Below are 23,896 nucleotides of genomic sequence, written 5' to 3'. Positions count from 1 at the left end.
TGTTTTTGAATGGATAACTTCGGACCAAACAGGAGAGCATCATGCAACAGACGGTTCTTGTACTTGGCGCATCCGGGCGGTTTGGCCGACATGCCGCCGCCGCCTTTGGGTCTGCTGGCTGGGCGGTGCGCAGGTTCGACCGGCGGCACGACGACCTTGGCACGGCCTGTCAGGGCGTGGATGTGATCGTGAACGGTTGGAACCCGCAATATTACGACTGGGCCACGACGGTTCAGGGGCTGCATCAGCAGGTCATCGACGCCGCCGCCGATTGTGGGGCCACCGTGATCGTGCCGGGCAATCTTTATGTTTTCGGCCAGGACACGCCCGGCCCGTGGTCGGGGGCGACACCCCATATAGCCCAAAATCCACTTGGCCGGATACGGATAGACATGGAAGAGGCCTATCGCAGGTCAGCCGTTCGCACGATCGTCCTGCGGTCGGGGGATTTCATCGACACCTGTGCCTCGGGCAACTGGTTCGACATGGTGCTGGCCAAACAGATCGGCCGCGACCGGTTCGTCTATCCGGGCAATCCTAGTATTGCGCATTCCTGGGCTTTTCTGCCCGATGTGGCACGGGCCGCGGTTGCGCTGGCCGAGATGAGGTTCGACCTGCCCCGGTATGCAGATATCCCGTTTCCCGGCTATACCGTCACCGGCACTGAACTGGCGCATTGTACCGGCAGTGTCATCGGCAGGTCGCTGCGGGTCAGGCAAATGCAATGGTGGCCGGTTGCGCTGAGCCGACCGGTCTGGCGTTTGGCACCGCACCTGGTGGAAATGCGATACCTGTGGGACACGCCGCACAGCCTTGATGGCGCGTTTTTCAACGAATGTCTGCCGGGGTTCGACCTGACCCCGCTGCATCAGGCGCTAATGGCAGCCACGGCTGAACTGCCGGGTGGGTCGCGGGCCAATCGGGGCGTTCAGTCGTCGGCTCGGGCGGCGTGATCTTTGCTGCCCCTTAGCGGGCGGTCAGATCAACCCAGATCAACCGGTGCCGGCTGGCAAGCATCGCGGCGTCATGGGGGATGCCAGCCGCATCAGTCCAATAGACACCGGAGGCTTCGATCTGCCAATCCGCCGAGGGCAACAGGTAGTCGACCCGCATATCTCCGACGCCTTTCCAGCGAACCGTTGCCGTTGACCCCGTTGAATCGCGGGGTTCGGCATCTTGCAGGCGTGGGTCCGTCAACAGGCCGTGGATGGCCTGCTTGTGCCCCTCACCGTTGATCGGGTCCAGATTGGCATCCCCGGCAATCACAAAACGCGCCGTTGGCGCGGGGCCAAACGCGCCGTCAAGAAACAGCGGCCAAAACCGGATTTCGTCGCGGTTCCGCAACCCGTTCCGGTCTTCGGGCCCGTCAAAAACGGGTGGGCTGGCATGGAAGGTCATGACAGTGACCCGCCCGCCCGGCGCGTCGACCGGGATCACCCAATGGACCGTGTTGGACAGTCTTTGAACCGAACGGGCCTGTTCCGACGGAAAAGCCGCGCCATCGACGGTCGGCAAAGTGGCCCCGGGCAAGTCGCGCCACAACAGGGCCGAGAAATCGGCAACGCCTTCGGTGTCGATCGGGTAGCGGGACAATACGGCCACGCCGCCCTGCCCGGTGAAACGGCCCCAGCCCTGCGCGTCTGCGGGGCCGTGGGTTCTGCCGTCGCCGTCCAGATCCAGGTCGGTTTCCATCCCGGAATTTGGCCGTGCGGCAAAGCTGTGGGGAAAGTCCGCGCCTTTTTCGCGCAACCGTTGCTGCAGGGCTGTCAGGGCCAGACCGTCATGGTCCCAATCCAGCCCTTGCAAAGATACGACATCGGGATCGGTGGCCAGCAAAACGTCAACAACGGCGTCCACCTGATCGTCACCGCGCCTGATGTCGCGCAGCAACTGGCCGGGGCCCTTGCGGCTGAGTTCGGTGTTGAAACTGGCGATGCGCAGCGGGTCTGCCTGTGCCACACAAGGCAACAGCAACAGAACCAGCAGGCGGATCATGCGGTTTGGGTGGCCTCGGAAGTGGAATACGCCCGGCGTTTTTCAACGATCAGCCCGGCAATCCGCAGCGTGGCCATGCCACGCATGATCATGCTGGCGGGCAGAAACGCCCATGCGCTGAGCGTCCAGATCAGGGTCTGCGGATTGCTCAGCGAAATGGGGCTGATGAAATCACTCAGCACCTTGATCAGCGCCGGGATCAGGAAGGGCAGCAAAATACCCACCGAGATGTTCAGGCGCCCGTCACGTTGCAGGCGCGCAACCACGTCGCCGCCTTTGGTGGGGTCAAACAGCGGCAGGTTGGTCCAAACGTTGAACGCGCCGTTGCCGGTTGGCCAGCCGCGCATCTTTACCGCATAGGCAAAGCTGGCAATGGTGACCAGCGCGGCGACATAGGCGATGCTGGCGGTGATCCGCACCAGTTCCACAAGGGGCTGGCTTGCATCGGCTGGCAGCATCAGGACGACAAGCCGCACCGGCGAATAGGGGAAATCGGCCACATTGGCGACCGCCAGGCCAATCGAATAGACCGCACCGGTCAATTCTGAGGGGGTATAGGCGTTCTTGCAGATCAGCGTCAGGAAGCTGACCATGGACATCAGCCCGACGAACCGCAGCCGGTTGACCGGCGGGGCGTCACGGAATTCGATAAAACTGGGAAAGGCCGAGTTGTATTCGGCAAAGGTCAGGATAAACGCGAGGATCGCGAGAAACACGACAATCTCGGTGCCATTCGATGTTGAAGCAGGCAGATATAGCGCAGGTGTAAGCACCAGAAGTGCCACCAATAAACCGCGTATCGCCGCCCCTGAAGTGCGTGCAATCACTTTCCGAACCCTTTCCAAACTGGACTAGCCGATTCTTTGCCGACCTATTTCCAACTTGTGCCCGCCTGTTGTTTCAATTCGACGGTTGCCTCATTAGCGCCAGACTGGCGATCATCGGCAAACAGCTCAAGCCACGGCGCAGAAAACACGGGATTTCAGGCGAAATGATGGCGAAACTGGTGCGGCTTTGCATCATTGCTGTCGCAAATTCGACGTGTGTGAAGAAGTACCTTCTACATGTTGTGGTTGCCGGGAATTTGACCCCAAGAATGCGAACGGGGCCGCCAAAGCGACCCCGTCAGGTTGAGTATCCCCAGAATCATCCCCAGAATCAAACCCAGGGGCGGGCCTGGCTGGCGTGATCCTCGAATTTGTCGATGTGGTGGTCTTTTTCCATCGTCAGGCCGATATCGTCCAATCCGTTCAGCAGGCAATGCTTGCGGTGGGGATCGATGTCGAAGGTGATCTCGACACCGTCGGACGTGGTGATTGTCTGATCCTCCAGATGCACGGTCATGCGGGCGTTTTCGCCCTTATGCGCGTCATCCATCAGAATCGCGTGATGCTCTTCCTCGACCACGATCGGCAGGATGCCGTTCTTGAAGCAGTTGTTGAAGAAGATGTCGGCAAAGCTGGTCGAGATCACAACCTTGATGCCGAAATCCTTGATCGCCCAGGGCGCGTGTTCCCGCGACGAGCCGCAGCCAAAATTGTCACCTGCGACCAGAATCTCGGTGTTGCGATAGGCGGGTTTGTTCAGCACGAACTCTTCGTTCTCGCCGCCGTGGTCATGATAGCGCATCTCGTCAAACAGCACGACGCCAAGGCCGGACCGTTTGATGGTTTTCAGATGCACTTTGGGAATGATCATATCGGTGTCGATATTGATCAGCGGCATCGGGGCGGCCACCCCGTGGACTTTTTCAAACTTTTCCATGTTCACACTCCTGCGGGAGAGGGCCGCGCCCATGCCCCGCGTTTAAGCTTCGTTCGTTTCCGTTGTGTCGTCTTTGGGTACGTTCTTGAGAAAGAGGGCCATGAAGACCAGGCCGAACCCGTTGAACAGCATCTCGATGCCCAGCAGGATGCCCAGAAGCTGCAGCAGAACTGCGGGTTCTTCGGCAGCATAGGTCCAGATGACGCCCGCCAGAACGATGGACAAGATGCCCGAGATCAGCGTTGGCCAGAAGAACTGCGTGCCTTTCATCTGGAACGACAGGATCACCCGCGCGATCCCGCCCGCCATGAACAGGATCAGCATCACGGTGGCCAGCGTCAGCGTGCCCTGCAGCGGGTGATCCAGGAAGGACCAGCCCAGAAACAGCATGACCGCACCCATGATGAGTGACAGAATTTTGTTGCCGGTGCCTTCGACGGTGAACCCGCCAACCACCTGCAGCGCGCCCGAGATCAGCAGCAACACGCCGGTCACCACCGTTACGGCAATCGAAGCCACAACAGGTGCGCCCAGCACAAATATGCCGAACACGATAGACAAAAGCCCCAGCAAGAGCCATTTGACCCAATCACTCATCTGTTCATTCCCTCAAAAGTTGATTTATGAGGGCAGCTTACATCAATTCGCGTACATCTGTCAGCCGTCCCGTGATTGCCGCTGCGGCAGCCATTGCGGGGCTCAGCAGGTGGGTGCGTCCGCCCCGACCCTGACGGCCTTCGAAGTTGCGGTTTGAGGTCGCTGCACAGCGTTCGCCGGGTTGCAATTGGTCCGGGTTCATAGCCAGACACATTGAACATCCCGCCAGGCGCCATTCAAAACCGGCCTCTTTGAAGATTTCAGCCAGACCTTCCTCTTCGGCTTGCGCACGTACAAGGCCCGAGCCCGGCACGACCATGGCGCGCAGACCGTCCTTGATCTTTTTGCCTTTCAGGATTTCGGCCGCGGCGCGCAGGTCTTCGATGCGGCCATTGGTGCACGAGCCGATGAAAACGGTGTCGATTTCCACATCGCTGAGTTTCTGACCGGCTTCCAGACCCATGTATTCGATCGAACGACGGGCCGCTTCGACCTTGCCGCCTTCGAAATCTTCGGGCTGGGGAACGGTCGCGGTGATCGGCAGCACGTCCTCGGGGCTGGTGCCCCAGGTGACGACCGGTGCGATGTCTTCGCCGCGCAGGGTGATGACTTTGTCGAAATGCGCGCCTTCATCGGTGAACAAGGTTTTCCACCAGTCCATCGCGGCCTCCCACTGGGCCCCTTTGGGCGCATGCGGGCGACCTTTGACATATTCAAAGGTGGTCTCGTCCGGCGCGATCAGGCCTGCACGCGCGCCGCCTTCGATGGCCATGTTGCAGACGGTCATGCGACCTTCCATCGACAGGTCACGGATCGCTTCGCCGCAATATTCGATGACATATCCGGTGCCGCCAGCGGTGCCGGTTTCACCGATCACGGCCAGGGTGATGTCCTTGGCGGTCACGCCCGGCTGCAATTTGCCGGTGATCTCGACCTTCATGTTCTTGGATTTCTTCTGGATCAGCGTCTGGGTGGCCAGAACGTGCTCGACCTCGGACGTACCGATACCGTGGGCCAGCGCGCCAAACGCGCCGTGGGTTGCGGTGTGGCTGTCGCCGCAGACAACGGTCATGCCGGGCAGGGTCCAGCCCTGTTCGGGGCCGACAATGTGGACGATACCTTGACGCACGTCATGCACCGGGTAGTAGTGAATGCCGAAATCCTTGGCGTTTTTGTCCAGCGCCTCGACCTGAATGCGCGATTCGGGGTTTTCGATCCCGTTCACGCGGTCGGGTGTTGTGGGTACGTTATGGTCCGGCACGGCGATGGTCTTTTCCGGCGCGCGTACCTGGCGACCTGCCATGCGCAGGCCTTCGAAGGCTTGCGGGCTGGTCACTTCGTGAACCAGGTGGCGGTCAATATACAGCAAACAAGTGCCATCATCGGCTTCGTGCGCGACATGGGCATCCCAGATCTTGTCATAGAGTGTCTTGGGGGACATCGGTCCTCTCCCGGTATTTAGATGAGAAATGGCTGGCGAAATGGCTTAGGCCGCCGATAGGCAGGCCAGAACCGTGCGGGCAGCCCCATAGAACCGCTCGCGCAGACGCGCGCGATCTTCCAGATTCTGTTCTTGGGCCACATTGAGTCTCATGCGCCTCAGATATATCGGCCCCGCATGTCAATCAAGGTTCAATCCGGTGACGGGCTTGCATCCTTGGACAACGCTGTCCAAGCTGGCCAGCAGGAGACATGTATGAACCAAGACCTGATCCCCAGCTCTGTGTCCGATCTTTACGATAACATGGTCGCGGCGTTTTCCGCCCAGCTTGAAAACCTTGTCGATCTGATCGCGACGCCGGGCTGGCGGCAATATCAGATAATCATCATCCTGGCCCTGTGGGCGCTGGCCTATGTGCTGAAGCTGCTGACGCAGAGCCGGTGGGATGCCTGGGCGCGGGCGCGCACGGGGTGGCCGAAATGGCGGCTGCGCACGCTTGTGCAACTGATGCAGCGCCTGACGCTGGTCTATTTCGTGCTGATGTCCTGGGTCGTTTACCTGCTGATGCAGCATATCACCTGGCCATCGCGCAGCTATGTCATCGGAGTGATTGCCACGCTGTCCGCCGCGTGGCTGGCCATTGCGCTGGTGGCGCGGCTGGTGCGCAACCGGACGCTGCGGCGGATCTTCAAATGGGCGATGTGGGTCTATGCAACGCTGGTTGCGCTGAATCTGACCGATGATGTCGCCGGGTTTCTGGATGGCGTCGCGCTTTCGTTTGGTGATCTGCACATCTCGGCGCTGGGTATCCTCAAGGCGGTGCTGCTAATCGGCATCCTGCTGACGCTGGCCCGTATCGGCACCCGCGCGGCCGAGCGCGGTTTGACAAGCAACAATGACATATCCCCGTCGATGCAGGTCCTGCTGGCCAAGGGTATACAGGTGCTGCTGTATGGTGCGGTCTTTCTGGCCGCAATCCGCACGCTGGGCTTTGACCTGACCGGTATTGCGCTGTTGTCGGGTGCCATCGGCGTGGGGATCGGGTTCGGGCTGCAAAAAGTGGTGTCGAACCTGATCTCGGGGATCATCATCCTGATGGACCGGTCGATCAAACCGGGCGACGTGATCTCGTTGGGGGATACGTTCGGGTGGATCAACGCGCTGGGCGCGCGCTATGTCTCGGTGGTGACACGGGACGGGCGGGAATACCTGATCCCGAACGAGGATCTGATTACAAATCAGGTCGTCAACTGGTCGCATTCGGACCGGTTTGTGCGGCTGGATCTGGATTTCGGCACCAGCTATGACGACGACCCGCACAAGGTGCGCGCGACGGCAATCGGGGCGGTAAAGGCCGTGACGCGGGTGCTGAGCGGCGGCTCGCACGAGCCGGTCTGCCATATCACCGGCTTTGGCGACAGCAGCGTGGACTATGTTCTGCGCTTCTGGATCAGCGATCCGACCAAGGGGCTGACCAATATCCGGGGCAATGTCTATCTTGCGCTGTGGGATGCCTTCAAGGACGCGGGCATTTCCATTCCCTTCCCGCAGCGCGAGGTTCGGGTGCTGTCCGGCGACGCAGGCACGCAACAGATCATCAAAGAATGAACCGCCCTACTGGCCGCCAAACCGCCATTCATTGAAATGTTGCATTCCTCTTGCTACCTTAATAATACCCCCGCGCCGGGGTTTTGCGGCGCGCAGCAAAGGAGGACTATGTCCTGTCTCTACATACCCAGGCGGGTTTGCCTGCCGAAGATGGGGCCAGTGTAATGGCCCACTCTCAGTCAATCAGCGACAAGCTGCTTGAGCGTATCCTTTCCTCACTTTCCGATGACAAGGCCGAAGACGTCGTGCAGATCAACCTGCAAGGCAAGTCGTCGGTTGCGGATCACATGGTGATTGCCTCGGGCCGGTCGACCCGTCAGGTGGCGGCCATGGCGGAAAAGCTGACGGATCGCATCAAGCAGGAATTCGGTTTCACCTCAAAGGTCGAAGGCAAGGATGCCGGCGATTGGGTGCTGATCGATACGGGCGACGTGATCGTCCATATCTTCCGCCCCGAAGTGCGCGAATTCTACCAGCTGGAAAAGATGTGGCTGCCCCAGGGCGGCAGCGCCTCGGCGAACTGAGGCGCCATCCCGGCCCGCATTAAGGGGCCGGAGGCGAGAGAGACATGCGTATCAGCATCGTTGCGGTCGGGCGATTGCGCGCCGGACCGGAGAAGACCCTGCTTGACGATTACCTGACCCGTTTCGACCGGACCGGCCGCGCGCTGGGCTTGGGTCCGGCAAAGGTGATCGAGGTCGAAGACAAGAAAAATGCCGGCATGGGCGCCGAGGCCGCGCTGCTGCGCAAGGCGCTGCCCAAGGGTGCGGTGATCTGTGCGCTGGATGAACGGGGGCGGGTCATGTCCTCGCCCGATTTTGCCAACAAGCTGGGCGGATGGCGTGATGCAGGCCGTCAGGATCTGGCGCTGATCATCGGCGGGGCGGACGGCATAGACCCTGATCTGCGGGCCGAGGCCGATTTTTTCATCTCGTTCGGCGCTATGGTCTGGCCTCATATGCTGGTCCGTGTGATGCTGGCCGAGCAACTTTACCGGGCCGCAACCATCCTGTCGGGTGGCCCCTATCACCGGGTCTGAAACGGGTCTGACATGGCGCAGCTTTTGATCGTGTACCATTCGCGCACCGGTGGCTCGCGCCAAATGGCCGAAGCCGCGGCCGAGGCCGGGCAGGGCGAGGCGCGCATCGTTTTGAAGCCCGCGGATCAGGCCGGGCCGCAGGATCTGCTGGCGGCGGATGGGTATATCTTTTGTGCGCCCGAAAACCTGGCCGCCATTTCAGGCGTGATGAAGGATTTTTTCGACCGCAGCTATTACCCGGTTCTGGGCCGGATCGAAGGACGGCCCTATGCCCAGATGGTATGCGCCGGATCGGACGGGCAAAACGCCGCGCGGCAGGTGGCGCGGATTGCAACCGGCTGGCGGTTGAAAGATGTTCAGCCGCCGCTGATCATCTGCACGCATGCACAAACCCCCAAGGCGATCCTGGCAGAGAAAACCATCCCGCAAGACCAGTTGCAGCTTTGCCGCGACATTGGGGCGGCGATGTCTGCGGGTTTGAACCTGGGCGTGTTCTGACCCTAATCGAGCGGAACCAGGGTGGTTTCGGTGTTCCACCCGTCGACGCTGCATCTTGCCTGCACCTGAACCTGGGTCGCTCCGTCCGGAAGGACGACGCCGCCAAGTGACCTGGTAAAGGGCTGCTCGGTTTCATGCGGGTGGTGCAGCACGCGCATCCCCAGTTCATTGCCATCCATATCCAGAACCCGCCACACGTCGGCATAGTGGTCCCAGCCGGTGTCGGGGTGACGAATAGTGACGTCGAATCGCCACGTGTCACCATTGCGCGAGGCCGAGACATTCTCGATCAAAGGCGGGTCGGCAAGGGCGGGCGTGGCCAATAGGGCGCTGAGAATCAGGTATCGCATGGTCCGAAAATACGGTCTGGCCAAACCCCATGCGATCACGTCTGCGTGTCCTGTGGTTTGTCCAAAAGGATCGAGCGGGATTGCGAGGCAAATTCGCGCCGGTACAGGACGCCGACCGTGACGGCGGTGCTTATCAGCAGCGCGATGGGCCCCAGAATCCAGGCGACCGAGGCCAACGCGATATAGGTCGCCCGCAGGCCCCGGTTGAAACTGCGTGCGGCGGTGACGCAGATCTCGGCCGCCTGCGCGGCCCGGGGATAGGCATGTGGATCTTCCGGTTCATTCGGCACCGCCGCCATCATGACGGCGCAATATCCGAACAGGCGGTGTGCCCAGACATATTTCAGAAAGGCGTTGGACAAAAACAGCAGTATGATCAGGATCTTGATTTCCCAGACCAGGGCGGGGGCACTGCCGATGGCCAGGTCCTTGGCGACCCCGGCCAGGCGCTCGGTATTGCCAAGCAAGGCCAGCCCGCCCCCGATTGCGATCATTGTGGTCGAGGCGAAGAACGTACTGCCCTGCCGCATCGTTCCCACGACCTGGGCGTCAAACATCCGTGGCTGGCGGGTCACCATCTCTTGCATCCACCCGCGGCGGTAATCATCCATGATCATGGCAACAGACGGCTTCGACGCGGGCGGGTTGTCGATCCGCCATCCAATCCACAGCCAGGCGCCGATCAGGAACGCAGTGGCGACAAGGTCGAGCGGGGAAAACAGCAATATTCGGTCGATCAGGGACATGGCGCGACAGTACGTCCGGCACGAGCAACTTGCCAGAACCTAAAATTGGTAATATTATTTTACCAAACGGAGGGTCAGCCATGCAAATGCCTCAGCCAAATCCCGATATCCTGTCGCGCAAGCGCGCGGTGCTTGCACGCCTGCAGCATGTCCTGCCGCAAGATGCGGTGATACACGAGCCGTCGGAAACGCGTGCCTATGAATGCGACGCGCTGACGGCCTATAAGTGTCCGCCGATGCTTGCCGTGCTTCCGTCGACGACCCAACAGGTCGCGGATGTCCTGCGCATCTGCCACGAGGAAGGCGTGCCGGTGGTGCCACGCGGCGCCGGGACATCCCTGGCCGGTGGGGCCTTGCCGACGGCGGATTGCGTCATCCTGGGCGTTGCCCGGATGAACGATGTGCTTGAGGTTGATTACGACAACCGCTTTATCAAAGTGCAGACAGGACGCACCAACCTCAGCGTGACCGGTGCGGTCGAGGAAGAGGATTTCTTTTACGCCCCCGACCCCTCGTCGCAGTTGGCCTGTGCGATTGCAGGCAATATCGCGATGAATTCCGGCGGGGCGCATTGCCTGAAATACGGGGTGACCACCAACAACCTTTTGGGTGTCACCATGGTGATGATGGATGGCACTGTCGTCGACATTGGCGGCGCTTACATGGATGCGGGCGGGTTGGACCTGCTGGGCGTGATCTGCGGCTCGGAAGGGCAGTTGGGCGTCGTGACCGAAGCCACCTTGCGCATTCTGCGCAAACCCGAAGGCGCGCGCCCGGTTCTGATGGGGTTCGACGACAACGATGTCGCAGGCCAATGCGTGTCGGACATCATCAAGTCGGGCATCCTGCCCGTGGCGATCGAATTCATGGACCGGTTGTGTATCGAGGCCTGTGAAAACTTTGCAAAGGCCGGCTATCCCGATTGCGAGGCGCTGCTGATCGTCGAGGTAGAAGGCTCGGACGCCGAGATCGACAGCCAATTGGCAAAAATCGTCGAGATTGCCAGACGTCACAACCCGGTTGAACTGCGCGAAAGCCAATCGGCCGATGAAAGCGCGCGGATCTGGCTGGGGCGCAAATCTGCCTTTGGGGCGATGGGGCAGATCAACGACTATATGTGCCTTGACGGCACGATCCCCGTTTCGGCGCTGCCGCAGGTTTTGCGCCGTATCGGTGAATTGAGCCGCGAATGCGGTCTGTCCGTGGGAAATGTCTTTCACGCGGGCGACGGAAACATGCATCCGTTGATCCTGTTCGATGCCAACAAACCGGGCGATCTTGAAAAATGCGAGGCTTTTGGCGCCGAGATCCTGAAGCTGTGCGTCGATGCTGGCGGATGCCTGACGGGCGAACACGGCGTGGGCATAGAAAAGCGGGATTTGATGTTGCACCAATACAGTCAGGGCGATTTGCAGGCGCAAATGGCCATCAAGGATGTGTTCGACCCGAAATGGTTGCTGAACCCGGCCAAGGTCTTTCCGCTTGAACTGACCGAATCCCGGCGCGCGCTGCCTGTTGCCGCGCAATAGCGCCCAGGCCGGTTGCCCGTATACCTGAGACCCCCTTTGTTGGAAGTGACGCAGAATGAAACCTGAATCCGAGGCTGAACTGGCCGAAATCGTTCGCGGACTGGAAGGCCCGGTGCGCGTCGCCGGAGGCGGCACGCGTGGCGTGCCCGGCCCCGACGCGACGCTGACCCTGTCGCATTTGCGGGGGATCACACTTTATGAGCCGGGCGCGCTTACGCTGGTTGCCAAGGCCGGAACACCGGTGGCCGACATCGAAGCGGCGCTTGAGGCCGAAGGCCAGCAGCTGGCCTTTGAGCCGATGGATCACCGTCACGTATTGGGCACTGACGGCACGCCGACGATTGGCGGCGTTGTCGCGGCAAACATTTCTGGGCCACGCCGCGTGCAGGCGGGCGCGTGCCGTGATTTCCTGCTGGGTGTGCGCTATGTCGACGGGCAAGGCCAGGTCATCAGGAACGGTGGCCGGGTGATGAAAAACGTCACCGGATATGACCTGGTCAAACTGATGGCCGGGTCCTGGGGCACGTTGGGTGTCCTGTCCGAAGTGTCGCTGAAGGTTCTGCCCAAGCCCGAGGCAACGGCGACTCTGTCGGTTCAGGTTCCCAATGCCGAGACCGCCGTACAGGCGTTGTCGGCCGCGTTGAAATCGCCGTTCGAAGTGTCCGGTGCGGCCTATGACCCGCAGGCCGGTCAGGCGTATCTGCGGATCGAAGGCTTTGCGCAATCCGTAACCTACCGCCGCGCGCAGTTGCAGCAGGCCCTGGACCCGTTCGGCCTTGTATCCGACGCCGAAAGCCCGGCGGAACTTTGGCAGGCGCTGCGCGACCTGCGCGGTTTTGACCAGGCGCAGGGCGATGTCTGGAAGATATCCGTAAAGCCCGGCGATGCGCCCCGGATAGCCGGGCGCATTCAGGCCGAAAAGTTGATTTTCGACTGGGGCGGCGGGCTGATCTGGGCGCTGGTTGCGCCGGGAACCGACCTGCGCGACCGCCTTGGTGCCTTTGAAGGGCATGCGACGATCATACGCGCTGACGCCCAGACAGAACGGGCGCTGGGCCGGTTCCAGCCCGAACCGCCAGCCCTTGCCGCCCTGACACGCAGCCTGCGCCACAAGTTTGACCCGCGCGGCGTGTTTAACCCGGGTTTGATGGGATAGGAAAATGCAGACAAGCTTTACCGAACAGCAATTGCAGGACCCTGCCATCCAGCGCTCGAACGAGATTCTGCGCAATTGTGTGCATTGCGGGTTTTGCACGGCGACCTGCCCGACCTATCAGGTTCTGGGTGACGAGTTGGACAGCCCGCGCGGGCGCATCTACCTGATCAAGGACATGCTGGAAAACAACCGGGTGCCGGATGACAAGACGGTCAAGCATATCGACCGGTGCCTGTCCTGCCTGGCCTGCATGACGACCTGCCCGTCGGGTGTGCATTACATGCACCTTGTGGACCACGCACGCGCCTATATCGAAGAGCATTACAAACGTCCCTTCTCGGACCGGGCGCTGCGTTGGGTTCTGGCCCGGATATTGCCTTATCCGATGCGGTTCCGGTGGGCGCTGATCGGGGCCCGCCTGGGGCGGCCGTTCCGGTTTTTGATGCCCGACGCACGGCTGCGGGCGATGCTGGACATGGCGCCGCGCCACATCCCGCCAGTCAGCCGCAATGACGACCCGCAAAGCTTTGCCCCCACGGGCGCGCGAAAACGGCGGGTCGCGCTGATGACGGGCTGTGCGCAAAAGGCGCTGAACACCGATATCAACGACGCCACCATCCGTTTGCTGACGCGGCTGGGTTGCGAGGTTGTCGTGGCGCGGGGCGCCGGGTGCTGCGGTGCGCTGACGCATCACATGGGCAAGACCGATGAAAGCCATGCCGCCGCCGCCGCAAATATTCGCGCCTGGGCGCAGGAAATGGACGGCGAAGGGTTGGACGCTATCGTCATCAACACGTCGGGCTGCGGAACAACCGTAAAGGATTACGGGCACATGTTCCCGCAGGGCGAACTGGCCGAGGACGCAGCGCGGGTTTCCGGGATTGCAATGGATGTCAGCGAGCTTTTGATGCAGTTGAACCTGCCGGAAATGGCAGAGCGCGACATGACAATTGCCTATCATGCGGCCTGTTCGTTGCAGCATGGACAGCAGATCAAGACCTATCCGAAAGACCTGCTGAAACGGGCCGGGTTCCGGGTCGTGGAACCGGCCGACAGTCACCTGTGTTGCGGCAGCGCCGGAACCTACAACCTGATGCAGCCGGAAATCTCTGCCCAACTCAAACAACGCAAGATACGCACGCTGGAAGCCCGGCAACCGGATGTGATCGCCGCCGGAAATATCGGCTGCATGATGCAGATCGGGTCGGCAACGGATATCCCCATCGTGCACACGGTCGAGCTGCTGGATTGGGTAACCGGTGGCCCGGTGCCCCGCACGATGCGCGCCGACGGCCCGTCGCAGGGCGCGGTGCCGATCCTGCGCTAGGCCGTCACTGATGCAGCAGGGCATCAGTAAGGGGCCAAAAAGAAACCCGTGATCCACGCCCTATTTTCGCCGCAGGTCGTTCGTATGACTTTTGGTCGGAACAAGTGGCCGGAGAACCGCGTGCGGAACTGGATCAGGGTGATTGCATTTGCCTGTCTGCCGATGTCGGCGATGGCGCAGGATACAGGGCTGACAAGCCTGGAAACCTCGGATTCGGGCCGGGACTGGATGGCTGTCGGGCGGCTGGACATCGATGGCACCGGTTTTTGTACCGGCGCCCTGATTTCACCAACGCTGGTCCTGACGGCGGCACATTGCCTGTTTGACAAGGTCACGCGGCAGCGTATCAACCCATCACAGATCGAGTTTCTGGCCGGCTGGCGGCGGGGCCGGGCCTCGGCCTATCGCGCGGCGCGGCAGGCGGTTGTTCACCCTGACTATCAGTACGACGCGGGCGCCTCCGCTGGGCGGGTCCGCAATGACGTGGCCCTGATCGAGCTTTGGCAGCCGATCCGCAATACAACCGTCATACCTTTTGAAACCGGCGAACGTCCGTCGCGGGGCGAAGACGTGGGCGTCGTCAGCTATGCCCATGACCGGGCCGAAGCCCCCGCCCTGCAAGAGGTCTGTTCCGTCATGGCGCGCCAGTCCGGTATCCTAGTCATGTCCTGTGACGTGGATTTCGGCGCATCCGGCGCGCCGATCTTTTCGTTTTCCGGCGAGCGTCCGCGTATCGTTTCCGTGGTCTCGGCCAAGGCCGAGCTGGACGGTCAGCGGGTGGCCCTGGGAACCGCGTTAGAGGAATCGCTGCACCTTCTTCAAACCGAACTGGCCGAGGGGCGGGGGTTCGGGCTTTCCGCCTCGCCCGGTGATCCGGGCAAGAACCTTGGCGCAAGGTTCGTGCGGCCATGACACGCGTGCTTGTCTGCCTGATTGCGTGTCTTGTGCTGGGGGCCACCGCGGCTGTGGCGCAAACGGCTGACAAGCGCCGGCTGACGGATCGTGACGATCTGTACGGCTGGGAAGCCATCGGCCGCCTGGATATCGGAACGCGGTCATTCTGTACCGGGACGCTGATTGCACAGGATGTCGTTCTGACAGCCGCCCATTGCGCCCTGGACAAGGCGACCGGGCGGGCCTATGCGCCCGGCGAGGTAACTTTTCGCGCCGGGCTAAGCGATGGGAACGCGCTGGCGGAACGAAAGGTTGTTCAGATCGCCACATTGCCAAGTTACGTGGCAAATGCCCCCCTATCGGCGGACAGCGTTCGCGCTGATGTCGCGTTGATGCGGCTTGACGGGCCGATCCCGTATTCGGTCGCGAACCCATTTGCCATGCATAGCGGGCGCGTCGCCGGAAACGAGATCAGTGTCGCCTCGTACGGGCGCGGGCGCGCCAATGCCATAACGCGCGAACGGTCCTGCCGTATTCTGGAACGGCGGCAGGGTCTGATCACCTTTAACTGCGATATCACCTTTGGGTCCTCGGGGTCGGCCATCCTGGCCCGGAACGGCCCCCGCTGGCAGATCCTGTCGGTTGTTTCGGCCGTCGGATCGGATGGCCGCCGAAAGGTCGGGTACGGCATGGAGCTGGGGGGCATCGTGTCGGACCTCAAGGCGATATTGCGCCGCGACGCGCCGCGGCCGCAGGCAACGATCCGCAGGTTGGGCGTGGGCTCGGGAAAATCCAGTTCGGGGGCAAAATTCGTCAGCCCCGGCGGGTCTTGAACTCGGTCAGATCGCTACCCATGTGAATTATACCGGGCCGCCAGATTTGGGGTCCGGGATATCTCACCGCCCGTCCAATCGGAGGGCACTGAATCGTAAATCGCTCTGACTTGAGGATACGAAATATGCGTAGTTTTGATTTTGCACCGCTGCACCGCGCCACCATCGGTTTTGACCAGATCGCCGATATGATGGATCGCGTTCTGACCAATGACGTGGCTCAGCCCAGCTATCCGCCTTATAACATCGAAAAGACCGATGCCGACACCTATCGGATTTCCATAGCTGTCGCCGGATTTTCGGAATCGGACCTTTCGGTCGAAGTGAAAGAGAAAGCTTTGATCGTGGCCGGCAAGAAAGCAGCCGAGGACAAGGACCGCAGCTATTTGCATCGCGGTATTGCCACCCGCGCGTTCGAGCGCCGGTTTGCCCTGGCCGACCATGTGCGTGTCACGGGCGCCAGCCACGAAAATGGCATGCTGCATATCGACCTGAAGCGCGAAGTGCCCGAGGCGCTAAAGCCGCGCCGGATCGAGATTTCTTCGGCGAAAGCCATAGAAAAAGACGTGGTTGACGCCAAGGCGGTCAACTGAACGGCCTGATGTTTTAGCGGCGGTTGTCTCCTCCCTGACCGCCGCAACACACGCCCCGCGATCCTCCAGTCGCGGGGCGTTGCTTTTGGACCCCTTTGCCTGATCGTCAGGCGATGGGAATGCGCAGTTCCTGACCGGGGAAAATGATGTCGGGATCGCTGATCAGATGCGCATTGGCACGCTGGATGACCGAGACCTGGCCGGGATTGCCGTAATGCGCCTGTGATATCGCCGTCAGCGTATCGCCGGGTGCGACGGTATGGTTCCGGTACCCGATATACCCTGCAAGGATGCGCGGCCCGAAAAACACCGGAACATGAACGGTGGGAATACCGCCTTCACCGCCCGCGCTGTCGTCCTTGACTGTGACAAACAGCCGGTCGAGCTGAAAGTTGGGGTTCTCGGGGATGTCGATCGTGGCCTGAAACTGTCGCAGGGCGATGGAGCCGGCAACAGCCGCCCCCGTGAATTCGACATGACCTTCGCTGACGCTGATGGTCAAATGACTTTCAAAGCCAACGGCATTTCCGGCGATCATGATGGTCTGGCCGACAAGGTCGAAGGGTTTGGGCTGAAGAACTTCAATATTCATGACTGAACTCCTTGAACTGTCCCCACTGAACCATAACGCGAACACCGCCACGGACCAAATCGGACCGGCAGCAAACAGCCTGTTTGCACCAGCGTCGCGTGGCCTGTTTCGGGGTGCCCCCTGCGAAGGGCGGCGCAACATCAATTGGGCTAGCGGCACGAAAAAGGCCCCGCGAAATGGATTCGCGGGGCCCTTCTGTGGGGTCTCAGGGCTCAGTTGCCGCCGGTCACCGGACCGATGGACCAGAACATGGTCTCGCCCGAGGCGTCGTCTACGCCGTCATTGTCGGTGACGACAAACGCCTCGCCCGAAGGCAGGATGGCCAGGCCTTCGACCTTATCCAGGACGTATCCGCCGGTCGATGTCAGGTCGGGCAGCAAGTCGCGGACCAGTTCCTTGCTGACAACCGGCAGTTCGCCACCAAGCGGTGCCGGGGTCATGTCGGACAGCGGCACGCGATAGACTTTCTTGGTCACGGCACGGTGGTCGTGCTGATTGTCGCGTTCCACGACATAGACATGGTCACCAAAGGCCGCGATTTCCGACATGCCGACCCAGCCTGTATCCGGCTCGGCCTTGGGATAATGCACCGCGCCCCATTCCTTGGTCTCAAGGTTATAGGCAACAAGCTTGATATGGTTTTTCGGGTCGTCCTTCCATTCGCGCTGAACGACCATCCACAGGGTGTCGCCGACCCTGGTGATGCCTTCGAACCCAAAGCGTTTTTCGACCGCCATCAGCTCTGGCGGCAGGCCGATTTCGCCCTTGCGGTCCTTGATCAGACCATCCGCCGAGACATGATAGATCGCATGCGGAATGACGCGGTCCGTGCGGCCTTCTGAGGCGACGTAAAAGCCGCCCTTGCCGTCCAGCGTGATGCCCTCAAGGTCCAGCTTCTGCGCCGGGGTGCCGTTTGCCCGGTGAATGCGGATCACGTCTACGATACGCGCGGGTTTCTGGCTGGGATCGATCTTGAAGATCGACGGTTGGAAGCCATAAAAGCTGTCGTTGACGGCGTAAAGCATACCGTCCTCATCCGCGACCAGACCGGACAGGGCACCCCATCCGATCAGCTCATCCGTGCCTTCCGAGGTAAGGTGCGGATAGGCTGCGGGGGCGTCCTGATATTCGAAGATGCTGACATGTGCGCGCGGGCCGCCATCTTCGATCAGGTCTTTTTCATTGGCTGAAACCAGCAGGTTGCGTTCGGGGATCGCAACATAGCCTTCCGGCCCAACACCCGAGGGCAGCAGCTGTTTCAGAACCGGGTTGGCCGGGTCGGTGGCGTCATAGACCCCCACGACCGAGGCGCGCTCGGCCCCGACAAAGATCATCGGCGTTCCGCCGAACGTGGCCGCGGTCACGCTTTCCGGCTCAACGCCTTTGCTGTCGGAACGCTTGTCGGGATAGTGGCCGATCTGGATGATGGCCTTTTCGAAATCGGTGCCGTTTTCATAAACAACGGTGCCGTCCTTGTGAAAGATCGTCCAGCCGCGCGAACCGCCCTCGTAATCACCTTCGTTGGCGGTGGCAAAGTGGTTGTCGTCGATCCACTTCACCGCGTCCGGTTCGCGCAGGCGGCCCGGCTGGCTTTCGGTGAAGATCAGCGCGCCGCGTTCATCCGTGGCGTCGATGCCGTCCAGATCCACGCTGCCGGCCGAGAAATGGCTGATCACGGTGCCGTCCTTGCCGACCACCGCGATGTGGTTGTTTTCCTGCAAGGTAACGACCGTTTCGCCCAGCCCGTTGATGTCAACGAATTCGGGTTCGGGGTCGGTTGGTGCAACTTCGGCCAGTCCGGTCAACGTGGCCATTTTCAGGCCCGAACAATCCAGCGCGCCGTCTTTCAGCGGCACCAGCGCCAGCGACCCGGCGGGCAACTGCGGGATGATGCCATCATTCAGGTCTTCGTCCCGCTCGTTCTCGATGGCTACGGCAACAAAGCTGCCATCGGGGGCGATGGCAACGCTGTCGGGTTGACCGCCCAGGTCACAGGCGGCGGTTTCAGCCTTGCCCGCGATATCGACCGAGATCAGCTTGCCCGACGGCGCGGTATAGCTTTCCGAGGTGTTCACACCGACAAAGGCCGTCGTGCCGACGATCCCGACCGATGTCGGCTCGCCCCCAACGTCCATCGACCCCAACGGAGCGGGGCGCGCAGGGTCGGTGATGTCGACCATCCCGATCACGCCCAGCGGGCTGTCGGTATAGACCAGCGTCATGCCGTCCGCCGTCGCCGCGATGATTTCGGGCGAGGTTTCACGGCTGGTATCGGCCCCCTCGGCCATGTTCTTGACGACCGGGAAAGACGCAATTCGGTTGAAATTCATTTCTGCCGTGGCCTGACCGGCGGTCAGGGCAAGGGCAGATGTCAGGCAGATATGGCGCAATGACATCGGTGGGACTCCCCTCTCAGTTGGATGACAGGGGGATGAACGCGGGTCATTGCAGGGATGTGACGGTTTGTTTGCAGTTTTGTGACAAACCGACATGCCCCGGCCTGGTGAGCCGGGGCAATTTGGGGTCAGACCGACAGGCAGACGTATTTCATTTCAAGATAGTCTTCCATCCCGTGATGGCTGCCTTCACGTCCCAGGCCAGACTGTTTTACTCCGCCGAACGGACCCAGCTCGGTCGAGATGATGCCGGTGTTCACGCCGACGATGCCATATTCCAGCGCCTCGGCCACCTTGTAGACGCGGCTCAGGTCCTTGGCATAGAAATACGAGGCCAGACCAAAGATGGTGTCATTTGCCATCGCGATCACGTCGTCTTCGTCCTCGAACTTGAACAAGGGCGCCAGCGGGCCAAAGGTTTCGTCCTGCGCAACCAGCATATCCTGGGTCACGCCGGTGACGATCGTGGGCTGAAAGAAGGTGCCGCCCAGGTCATGGGGCAGGCCGCCCGTCAGCACCGCGCCGCCCTTGGCGGTGACATCCGCGATATGTTCCTGCACCTTGGTGACCGCGTCGGCATTGATCAGCGGGCCCGTGGTGATGCCGTCAACCAGCCCGTCACCGACGGCAAGCGCCTCGACCGCGGCTTTCAGTTTGGCGGCGAATTCATCATAGACGCCAGCCTGCACGTAGATGCGGTTGGCGCAGACGCAGGTCTGGCCGTTATTGCGGAACTTGCACAGCATCGCGCCTTCGACGGCGGCGTCCAGATCGGCGTCGTCAAACACGATGAACGGCGCGTTCCCGCCCAGCTCCATCGAACATTTCATCACCTGATCGGCCGCCTGCCGCAGCAGGATGCGCCCCACCTCGGTCGAGCCGGTAAAGGTCAGTTTGCGCACGCCGGGGTTTTCACAGAACTCCTTGCCAATGTCGCTGGAGCGCGAGGATGGCACGACGTTGAACACACCGGCGGGAATACCCGCCTGTTCCGCCAATACCGCCAGAACCAGCGCCGACAGCGGCGTTTCCGCCGCGGGGCGCGCGACGAATGCACAGCCGGCGGCCAGGGCCGGCCCGGCCTTGCGCGTGATCATCGCATTGGGAAAGTTCCACGGCGTGATCGAGGCGGCAACGCCGATGGGCTGTTTCAGAACCATGATCCGCTTGTCGCGCTGGTGGCCGGGAATGGTCTCGCCATAGACGCGCTTGGCCTCTTCGCCGAAGAATTCGATGAAGGACGCGCCATAGCCGATCTCGCCAATCGCTTCGGCCAGTGGCTTGCCTTGTTCCGCGGTCAGGATTCTGCCCAGGTCTTCGGCGTTTTCCATCATCAAATCGAACCAGCGGCGCAGGATGGCGGCGCGTTCCTTGCCGGTCAGCTTGGCCCATTCCTTTTGTGCGGCCTCGGCCTGCGCGATTGCGCCCGCCACCTGCGCGCGGCTCAGGTCGGCCACCTGGGCCACGACATCGCCGCGTGCCGGGTTGGTTACGGCAAAGGTTCCATTGTCGCCGTCCACCCATTTTCCGCCGATATAGGCTCTGGTTTCCAACAGGTCGGGGTTTTTCAAAAGGGATTTCAGATCGGTAATCGTGTCCAGCATGGCGCGGTCTCCGGCAGGTATGAGTCGGGCGTACACAAACAGGTGGCGGTGCGATTGTCCATGACCACCCATACTGGCGGATCGGTCCAGATTTGATCAAAATCGGGCGCCGCGACGGCAGTGTTTTCGCGGCATTGCCTGAAACTTTCGGCCCGGACACGTTCGCGCCTATCTTTTTCGATACGATTTTGCCAAAGTCCCGGTATTTAGAGACCCGAGGGGATGTAAATAGCCGTAACATCCCCTATCTTATTGGGTGCATAAGGAAAACAGGGATAGGCAGATGTCGAACCAGCAATTCGAGGCGTTGATCAAAGAGACTCAGACCAAGGTGCAAGAGTCGCAGTCGCAAATCGAAGGATTAACCTCACGCATTGAGGCCGCGCGCGCCAAGATTGGCACCGCCGAGGCGGATATCGACATCGAAAACGCCACGCTGGAAGACGTGCATGCCCATACCGAGGTGATGAACGCCAATATTGCCGAACTGATCATGGGTCTGGACGATGTCACCAGCGCCTTTTCCAAGGATTTCGACGAGATGCGATCGAAAACCGGGTGGGAGTCGTTTGTTGGCATTTTCGCCAAAGGCAAATCCGAGTCGATGCGGCAGGAGCGGATGCGCACCGCCAATATCGACGACAAGCTGCAGGACCTGATCGCCAAATCCGACGTGATCGTAAAGCTGTTGGAGGGTCAGCTGTCGGTGCTGGAAGAACAGCGCGTCAAGGTCGAGGACAACCTGACCGTCACGCTGGATGACCGTGAGGCGACGGTGGCCGAATTGGAGGCTTTGCGGGCTGAGATTCAGGGTATGGACCCGGCCATCATCACGCTGGAGAACAAGATCAGCGTCGAACAGGACGCCGCCGCGCGCACCCAATTGGAAACCGAGCTGGCCGAGTTGAACAAGCAATACAATGCCAAGGTTCAGGAAGAGCAGGTCAAGCTGGCGAAAAGCCAAACGCTGGAGCGCTATATCGAGAAGGGCAAAACCTGGGTCGATTCACTGCAAAACCAGGCGGCGACGCAGATGGTGTTGATCAACAAGCTGCAGACAGACACGCAACAGCGCGTGGTGCTGTATGACGCCCTGACCAAATCGCTGAAAACCGCGCAGCAGCAGGACGTGGCCCACCGCATCAACGAGATCGGCGTGCAGACGGACCAAGAGGCGCAAACCGCCATGGCCGCCATCGGCACCGCGACCAATCAGAAGATGGCCGACATGCTTGAGGCGCATGAGGACCACATGGTCTTTGCCCGCGACGTGCTGGAGAAAAAGGCCAAGGCGGATGAACGCTTTGCCCGCCGATTTGCCTCGATTGTCGAGAAGCATGATAAGAATTTGTATGGGGGTTAACCCCTGATGTGGAGCTGGAAAGTATTTCGCAGATTTGGCCTCTTGGGCTTTTTGATCACGATTGCAGGGGGACTAGTCTCTTTTCTCTCTGCCAATGGTATTAACTTTGCGGAAATTGGTGCTAGCACGCCTTTTCAAGTAACCAGTCAGGACAAACTAAACGGAATAGTGTTATCGGGACTGTTTTTAGCGCTCCTTTTTTCTTTGTCTGGATGTTTCGGAAATCTCGCCAGAGCGCTCTTTTCGATTACTGCTCACACCATCCGGAACCGCGAACCTCAGTTCTTCAATGCGCGCCAATCGGAGGCCAACATGGTCTTTAGTTTTCTTGAACTCGACGCATTCGGAAGAGTGCCTTCCGTCAAGGATGAAGGCCATTGATTTCTGAAACTGGAACGCTGTCGAAAGCCGCGAAATGACTAACCCCACCCAAGACCATGTCGGCCTGACCGACACCTTCGCCTCACGCCGCTATTTCCGCAAATTCGAGGTGATCACTGTCCACCTCCTACGCGTGGCCGCGACGATGGAGGCCGAGGGGGCGATCAGCAAGCAAGAGGTGCGGATCGTGTCGCGCTACCTCTCGGGGCTGCTCTACACCTTCCGCGCGCTTTCCATGAAATACCTGCTGGTCGGGCGCGATACGGGGCGGTTCTTTGGCAGCCTCGCGATGGACAAACGCGACAGCGGATTTCCGGTGGCGGCCGAGCTGCTGACCATGGCCAATGACGCGCAACAGGCGCAGGTGCATCTGGCGAATATGCCCTCGGAAGACGATCTGAAGACAGACATGGTCCGCACTATTATTGGCGACCGGGAAATCCCGACCAAGCTGCAATTCGCGCTGTCGCAAAGGCTCTATTACGAGGAATTGCTGAAAGGGCAGCTGTTCTGGGCCCGCAACGATCCCGAATGCCACTGGATCGAAAACGAGGGCGACCGGCGCAAGTTCATGGTCCACTGGGCGGTTTATGACAGCCAGATCAACCTGCCGGTCATCTACCTGATGCAGTTGGAGGATAGCGGCAAGACGGCTTTGCCCAAGGATCAGCGCCGCTGGCCCGAGGTGCAGGCCCATCTGATGGCGCAGTCACTTGGTGGCTTGAAACTGGTGACCATCGCCAAGGGCTTTGACCAGGATTTCGACGACCTGCACCCCAAACACCTGCGCCGCATTCATGTGGGGCCGATGTATTCCTCGACCTTTACCGAGCAATCCGGCCCCTTGCGGCAGGTGCTTGAGGACGCGCAGTCACCGCAAGGGCAGGATTGGGCGCTGGCCTGGACCACCGAGGAACTGGAAAGCGAAGAGGTGATCGAAGAACGCGCCGGGTGGTTTTCGACCGTCGAGCGCGAGGTGTTTGCGCTGGACCCGTTTGGCGGGCAGGGGGCCGAGACCGGGGCGACACGCACGCAGCGATCGATCATCCTGCCGCAGCGCCCGTTTCAGGTGCTGGCCGAGCGCAACCCGCCGGGCTTTGCCGATGTGGCCAAGTTTGTTGTCAGCAAGGCCGGGCAGGTGCTGCGATACTAATTTCCCTCCTTACGGACCCTTCCAGGGTCCTGTCGGG

The 23,896-nt window shown here is 60.7% G+C and carries 25 protein-coding genes; 14 read left to right on the top strand and 11 right to left on the bottom strand.

What is annotated here, in order from left to right:
• Nucleotides 1–41: 41 nt before the first annotated feature.
• Nucleotides 42–953: a Rossmann-fold NAD(P)-binding domain-containing protein gene (locus tag ACXAG8_RS13600; RefSeq protein WP_475226368.1), complete on the top strand. Its 912-nt coding sequence runs from the start codon at nucleotides 42–44 to the stop codon at nucleotides 951–953.
• 13 nt (nucleotides 954–966) lie between these two features.
• Here the strand turns inward: ACXAG8_RS13600 and ACXAG8_RS13595 are convergent, their stop codons facing one another.
• The 6 genes from ACXAG8_RS13595 to ACXAG8_RS13570 form a co-directional block, all read right to left on the bottom strand.
• Entirely contained in the window at nucleotides 967–1,995 is a 1,029-nt protein-coding gene (locus ACXAG8_RS13595) for an endonuclease/exonuclease/phosphatase family protein (protein ID WP_475226365.1), read from the bottom strand.
• The gene (locus ACXAG8_RS13590) at nucleotides 1,992–2,822 is read right to left on the bottom strand and encodes a hypothetical protein (protein ID WP_475226362.1); all 831 of its coding nucleotides are present in this window, start codon (nucleotides 2,820–2,822) and stop codon (nucleotides 1,992–1,994) included. The genes ACXAG8_RS13595 and ACXAG8_RS13590 overlap by 4 nt, the downstream gene beginning before the upstream one ends.
• A 331-nt stretch (nucleotides 2,823–3,153) precedes the next feature.
• Entirely contained in the window at nucleotides 3,154–3,759 is a 606-nt protein-coding gene (gene leuD, locus ACXAG8_RS13585) for a 3-isopropylmalate dehydratase small subunit (protein ID WP_475226358.1), read from the bottom strand.
• 42 nt (nucleotides 3,760–3,801) lie between these two features.
• Nucleotides 3,802–4,356, bottom strand: a complete 555-nt coding sequence (locus ACXAG8_RS13580; protein WP_475226353.1) for an HdeD family acid-resistance protein — start codon at nucleotides 4,354–4,356, stop codon at nucleotides 3,802–3,804.
• 37 nt (nucleotides 4,357–4,393) lie between these two features.
• Nucleotides 4,394–5,797 carry a 3-isopropylmalate dehydratase large subunit gene (gene leuC, locus ACXAG8_RS13575; RefSeq protein WP_475226349.1) on the bottom strand — a complete coding sequence of 468 codons (1,404 nt, stop codon included), beginning with the start codon at nucleotides 5,795–5,797 and terminating at the stop codon, nucleotides 4,394–4,396.
• Between the two features lie 45 nt (nucleotides 5,798–5,842).
• Nucleotides 5,843–5,950, bottom strand: coding sequence for an isopropylmalate isomerase (locus ACXAG8_RS13570; protein WP_475226345.1), 108 nt, complete (start codon nucleotides 5,948–5,950; stop codon nucleotides 5,843–5,845).
• Nucleotides 5,951–6,052: 102 nt separating this feature from the next.
• On the opposite strand from ACXAG8_RS13570, the gene ACXAG8_RS13565 reads away from it, so the two are divergent.
• The 4 genes from ACXAG8_RS13565 (at nucleotide 6,053) to ACXAG8_RS13550 (ending at nucleotide 8,942) form a co-directional block, all read left to right on the top strand.
• Nucleotides 6,053–7,405: a mechanosensitive ion channel family protein gene (locus tag ACXAG8_RS13565; RefSeq protein ID WP_475226341.1), complete on the top strand. Its 1,353-nt coding sequence runs from the start codon at nucleotides 6,053–6,055 to the stop codon at nucleotides 7,403–7,405.
• A gap of 164 nt (nucleotides 7,406–7,569) precedes the next feature.
• Nucleotides 7,570–7,929 (top strand): ribosome silencing factor, encoded by a 360-nt coding sequence (rsfS, locus tag ACXAG8_RS13560; protein WP_170327847.1) that lies wholly within the window; start codon nucleotides 7,570–7,572, stop codon nucleotides 7,927–7,929.
• A gap of 44 nt (nucleotides 7,930–7,973) precedes the next feature.
• On the top strand, nucleotides 7,974–8,444 hold the full coding sequence (rlmH, locus tag ACXAG8_RS13555; protein WP_475226336.1) for a 23S rRNA (pseudouridine(1915)-N(3))-methyltransferase RlmH: 471 nt from the start codon (nucleotides 7,974–7,976) through the stop codon (nucleotides 8,442–8,444).
• Between the two features lie 12 nt (nucleotides 8,445–8,456).
• A complete protein-coding gene (locus ACXAG8_RS13550; protein ID WP_475226332.1) occupies nucleotides 8,457–8,942 on the top strand; it encodes a flavodoxin family protein in 486 nt (161 codons plus the stop codon).
• A gap of 2 nt (nucleotides 8,943–8,944) precedes the next feature.
• On the opposite strand, the gene ACXAG8_RS13545 is transcribed toward ACXAG8_RS13550, so the two are convergent.
• Nucleotides 8,945–9,292, bottom strand: a complete 348-nt coding sequence (locus tag ACXAG8_RS13545; protein ID WP_475226327.1) for a hypothetical protein — start codon at nucleotides 9,290–9,292, stop codon at nucleotides 8,945–8,947.
• Between the two features lie 35 nt (nucleotides 9,293–9,327).
• Nucleotides 9,328–10,038, bottom strand: coding sequence for a DUF599 domain-containing protein (locus tag ACXAG8_RS13540; protein ID WP_475226324.1), 711 nt, complete (start codon nucleotides 10,036–10,038; stop codon nucleotides 9,328–9,330).
• 80 nt (nucleotides 10,039–10,118) lie between these two features.
• On the opposite strand from ACXAG8_RS13540, the gene ACXAG8_RS13535 reads away from it, so the two are divergent.
• The 6 genes from ACXAG8_RS13535 to ACXAG8_RS13510 all read left to right on the top strand — a co-directional run bounded on the left by ACXAG8_RS13535 (nucleotide 10,119) and on the right by ACXAG8_RS13510 (nucleotide 16,370).
• On the top strand, nucleotides 10,119–11,567 hold the full coding sequence (locus ACXAG8_RS13535) for an FAD-linked oxidase C-terminal domain-containing protein (protein WP_475226320.1): 1,449 nt from the start codon (nucleotides 10,119–10,121) through the stop codon (nucleotides 11,565–11,567).
• A 55-nt stretch (nucleotides 11,568–11,622) separates the two neighbouring features.
• Nucleotides 11,623–12,723 (top strand): glycolate oxidase subunit GlcE, encoded by a 1,101-nt coding sequence (gene glcE, locus ACXAG8_RS13530; RefSeq protein WP_475226316.1) that lies wholly within the window; start codon nucleotides 11,623–11,625, stop codon nucleotides 12,721–12,723.
• A gap of 4 nt (nucleotides 12,724–12,727) precedes the next feature.
• On the top strand, nucleotides 12,728–14,050 hold the full coding sequence (gene glcF, locus ACXAG8_RS13525; protein ID WP_475226313.1) for a glycolate oxidase subunit GlcF: 1,323 nt from the start codon (nucleotides 12,728–12,730) through the stop codon (nucleotides 14,048–14,050).
• Between the two features lie 120 nt (nucleotides 14,051–14,170).
• Nucleotides 14,171–14,962 (top strand): trypsin-like serine peptidase, encoded by a 792-nt coding sequence (locus tag ACXAG8_RS13520; protein WP_475226305.1) that lies wholly within the window; start codon nucleotides 14,171–14,173, stop codon nucleotides 14,960–14,962.
• Entirely contained in the window at nucleotides 14,959–15,777 is an 819-nt protein-coding gene (locus tag ACXAG8_RS13515) for a trypsin-like serine peptidase (protein ID WP_475226298.1), read from the top strand. Before ACXAG8_RS13520 ends, ACXAG8_RS13515 begins: the two co-directional genes overlap by 4 nt.
• Before the next feature lie 125 nt (nucleotides 15,778–15,902).
• On the top strand, nucleotides 15,903–16,370 hold the full coding sequence (locus tag ACXAG8_RS13510) for an Hsp20 family protein (RefSeq protein ID WP_475226291.1): 468 nt from the start codon (nucleotides 15,903–15,905) through the stop codon (nucleotides 16,368–16,370).
• A gap of 106 nt (nucleotides 16,371–16,476) precedes the next feature.
• On the opposite strand, the gene ACXAG8_RS13505 is transcribed toward ACXAG8_RS13510, so the two are convergent.
• The 3 genes from ACXAG8_RS13505 to ACXAG8_RS13495 form a co-directional block, all read right to left on the bottom strand.
• Nucleotides 16,477–16,962 (bottom strand): LysM peptidoglycan-binding domain-containing protein, encoded by a 486-nt coding sequence (locus ACXAG8_RS13505; protein ID WP_475226286.1) that lies wholly within the window; start codon nucleotides 16,960–16,962, stop codon nucleotides 16,477–16,479.
• 212 nt (nucleotides 16,963–17,174) lie between these two features.
• Nucleotides 17,175–19,358, bottom strand: a complete 2,184-nt coding sequence (locus ACXAG8_RS13500; RefSeq protein WP_475226283.1) for an esterase-like activity of phytase family protein — start codon at nucleotides 19,356–19,358, stop codon at nucleotides 17,175–17,177.
• 128 nt (nucleotides 19,359–19,486) lie between these two features.
• The gene (locus tag ACXAG8_RS13495; RefSeq protein WP_475226279.1) at nucleotides 19,487–20,962 is read right to left on the bottom strand and encodes an NAD-dependent succinate-semialdehyde dehydrogenase; all 1,476 of its coding nucleotides are present in this window, start codon (nucleotides 20,960–20,962) and stop codon (nucleotides 19,487–19,489) included.
• A 283-nt stretch (nucleotides 20,963–21,245) separates the two neighbouring features.
• On the opposite strand from ACXAG8_RS13495, the gene ACXAG8_RS13490 reads away from it, so the two are divergent.
• From ACXAG8_RS13490 to ACXAG8_RS13480, 3 genes are read left to right on the top strand one after another with little or no spacing between them, the layout of a single operon-like run.
• Nucleotides 21,246–22,325 (top strand): hypothetical protein, encoded by a 1,080-nt coding sequence (locus ACXAG8_RS13490; RefSeq protein WP_475226276.1) that lies wholly within the window; start codon nucleotides 21,246–21,248, stop codon nucleotides 22,323–22,325.
• A gap of 6 nt (nucleotides 22,326–22,331) precedes the next feature.
• Nucleotides 22,332–22,706, top strand: coding sequence for a hypothetical protein (locus tag ACXAG8_RS13485; protein WP_475226272.1), 375 nt, complete (start codon nucleotides 22,332–22,334; stop codon nucleotides 22,704–22,706).
• A 34-nt stretch (nucleotides 22,707–22,740) separates the two neighbouring features.
• On the top strand, nucleotides 22,741–23,859 hold the full coding sequence (locus tag ACXAG8_RS13480) for a hypothetical protein (RefSeq protein ID WP_475226269.1): 1,119 nt from the start codon (nucleotides 22,741–22,743) through the stop codon (nucleotides 23,857–23,859).
• Nucleotides 23,860–23,896 lie beyond the last annotated feature (37 nt).

This window comes from Ruegeria sp. ABD4_443 (genome assembly GCF_056160865.1).
The sequence above is the reverse complement of the archived record's forward strand: the minus strand, read 5'-3'. Positions and strand labels throughout refer to the sequence as shown.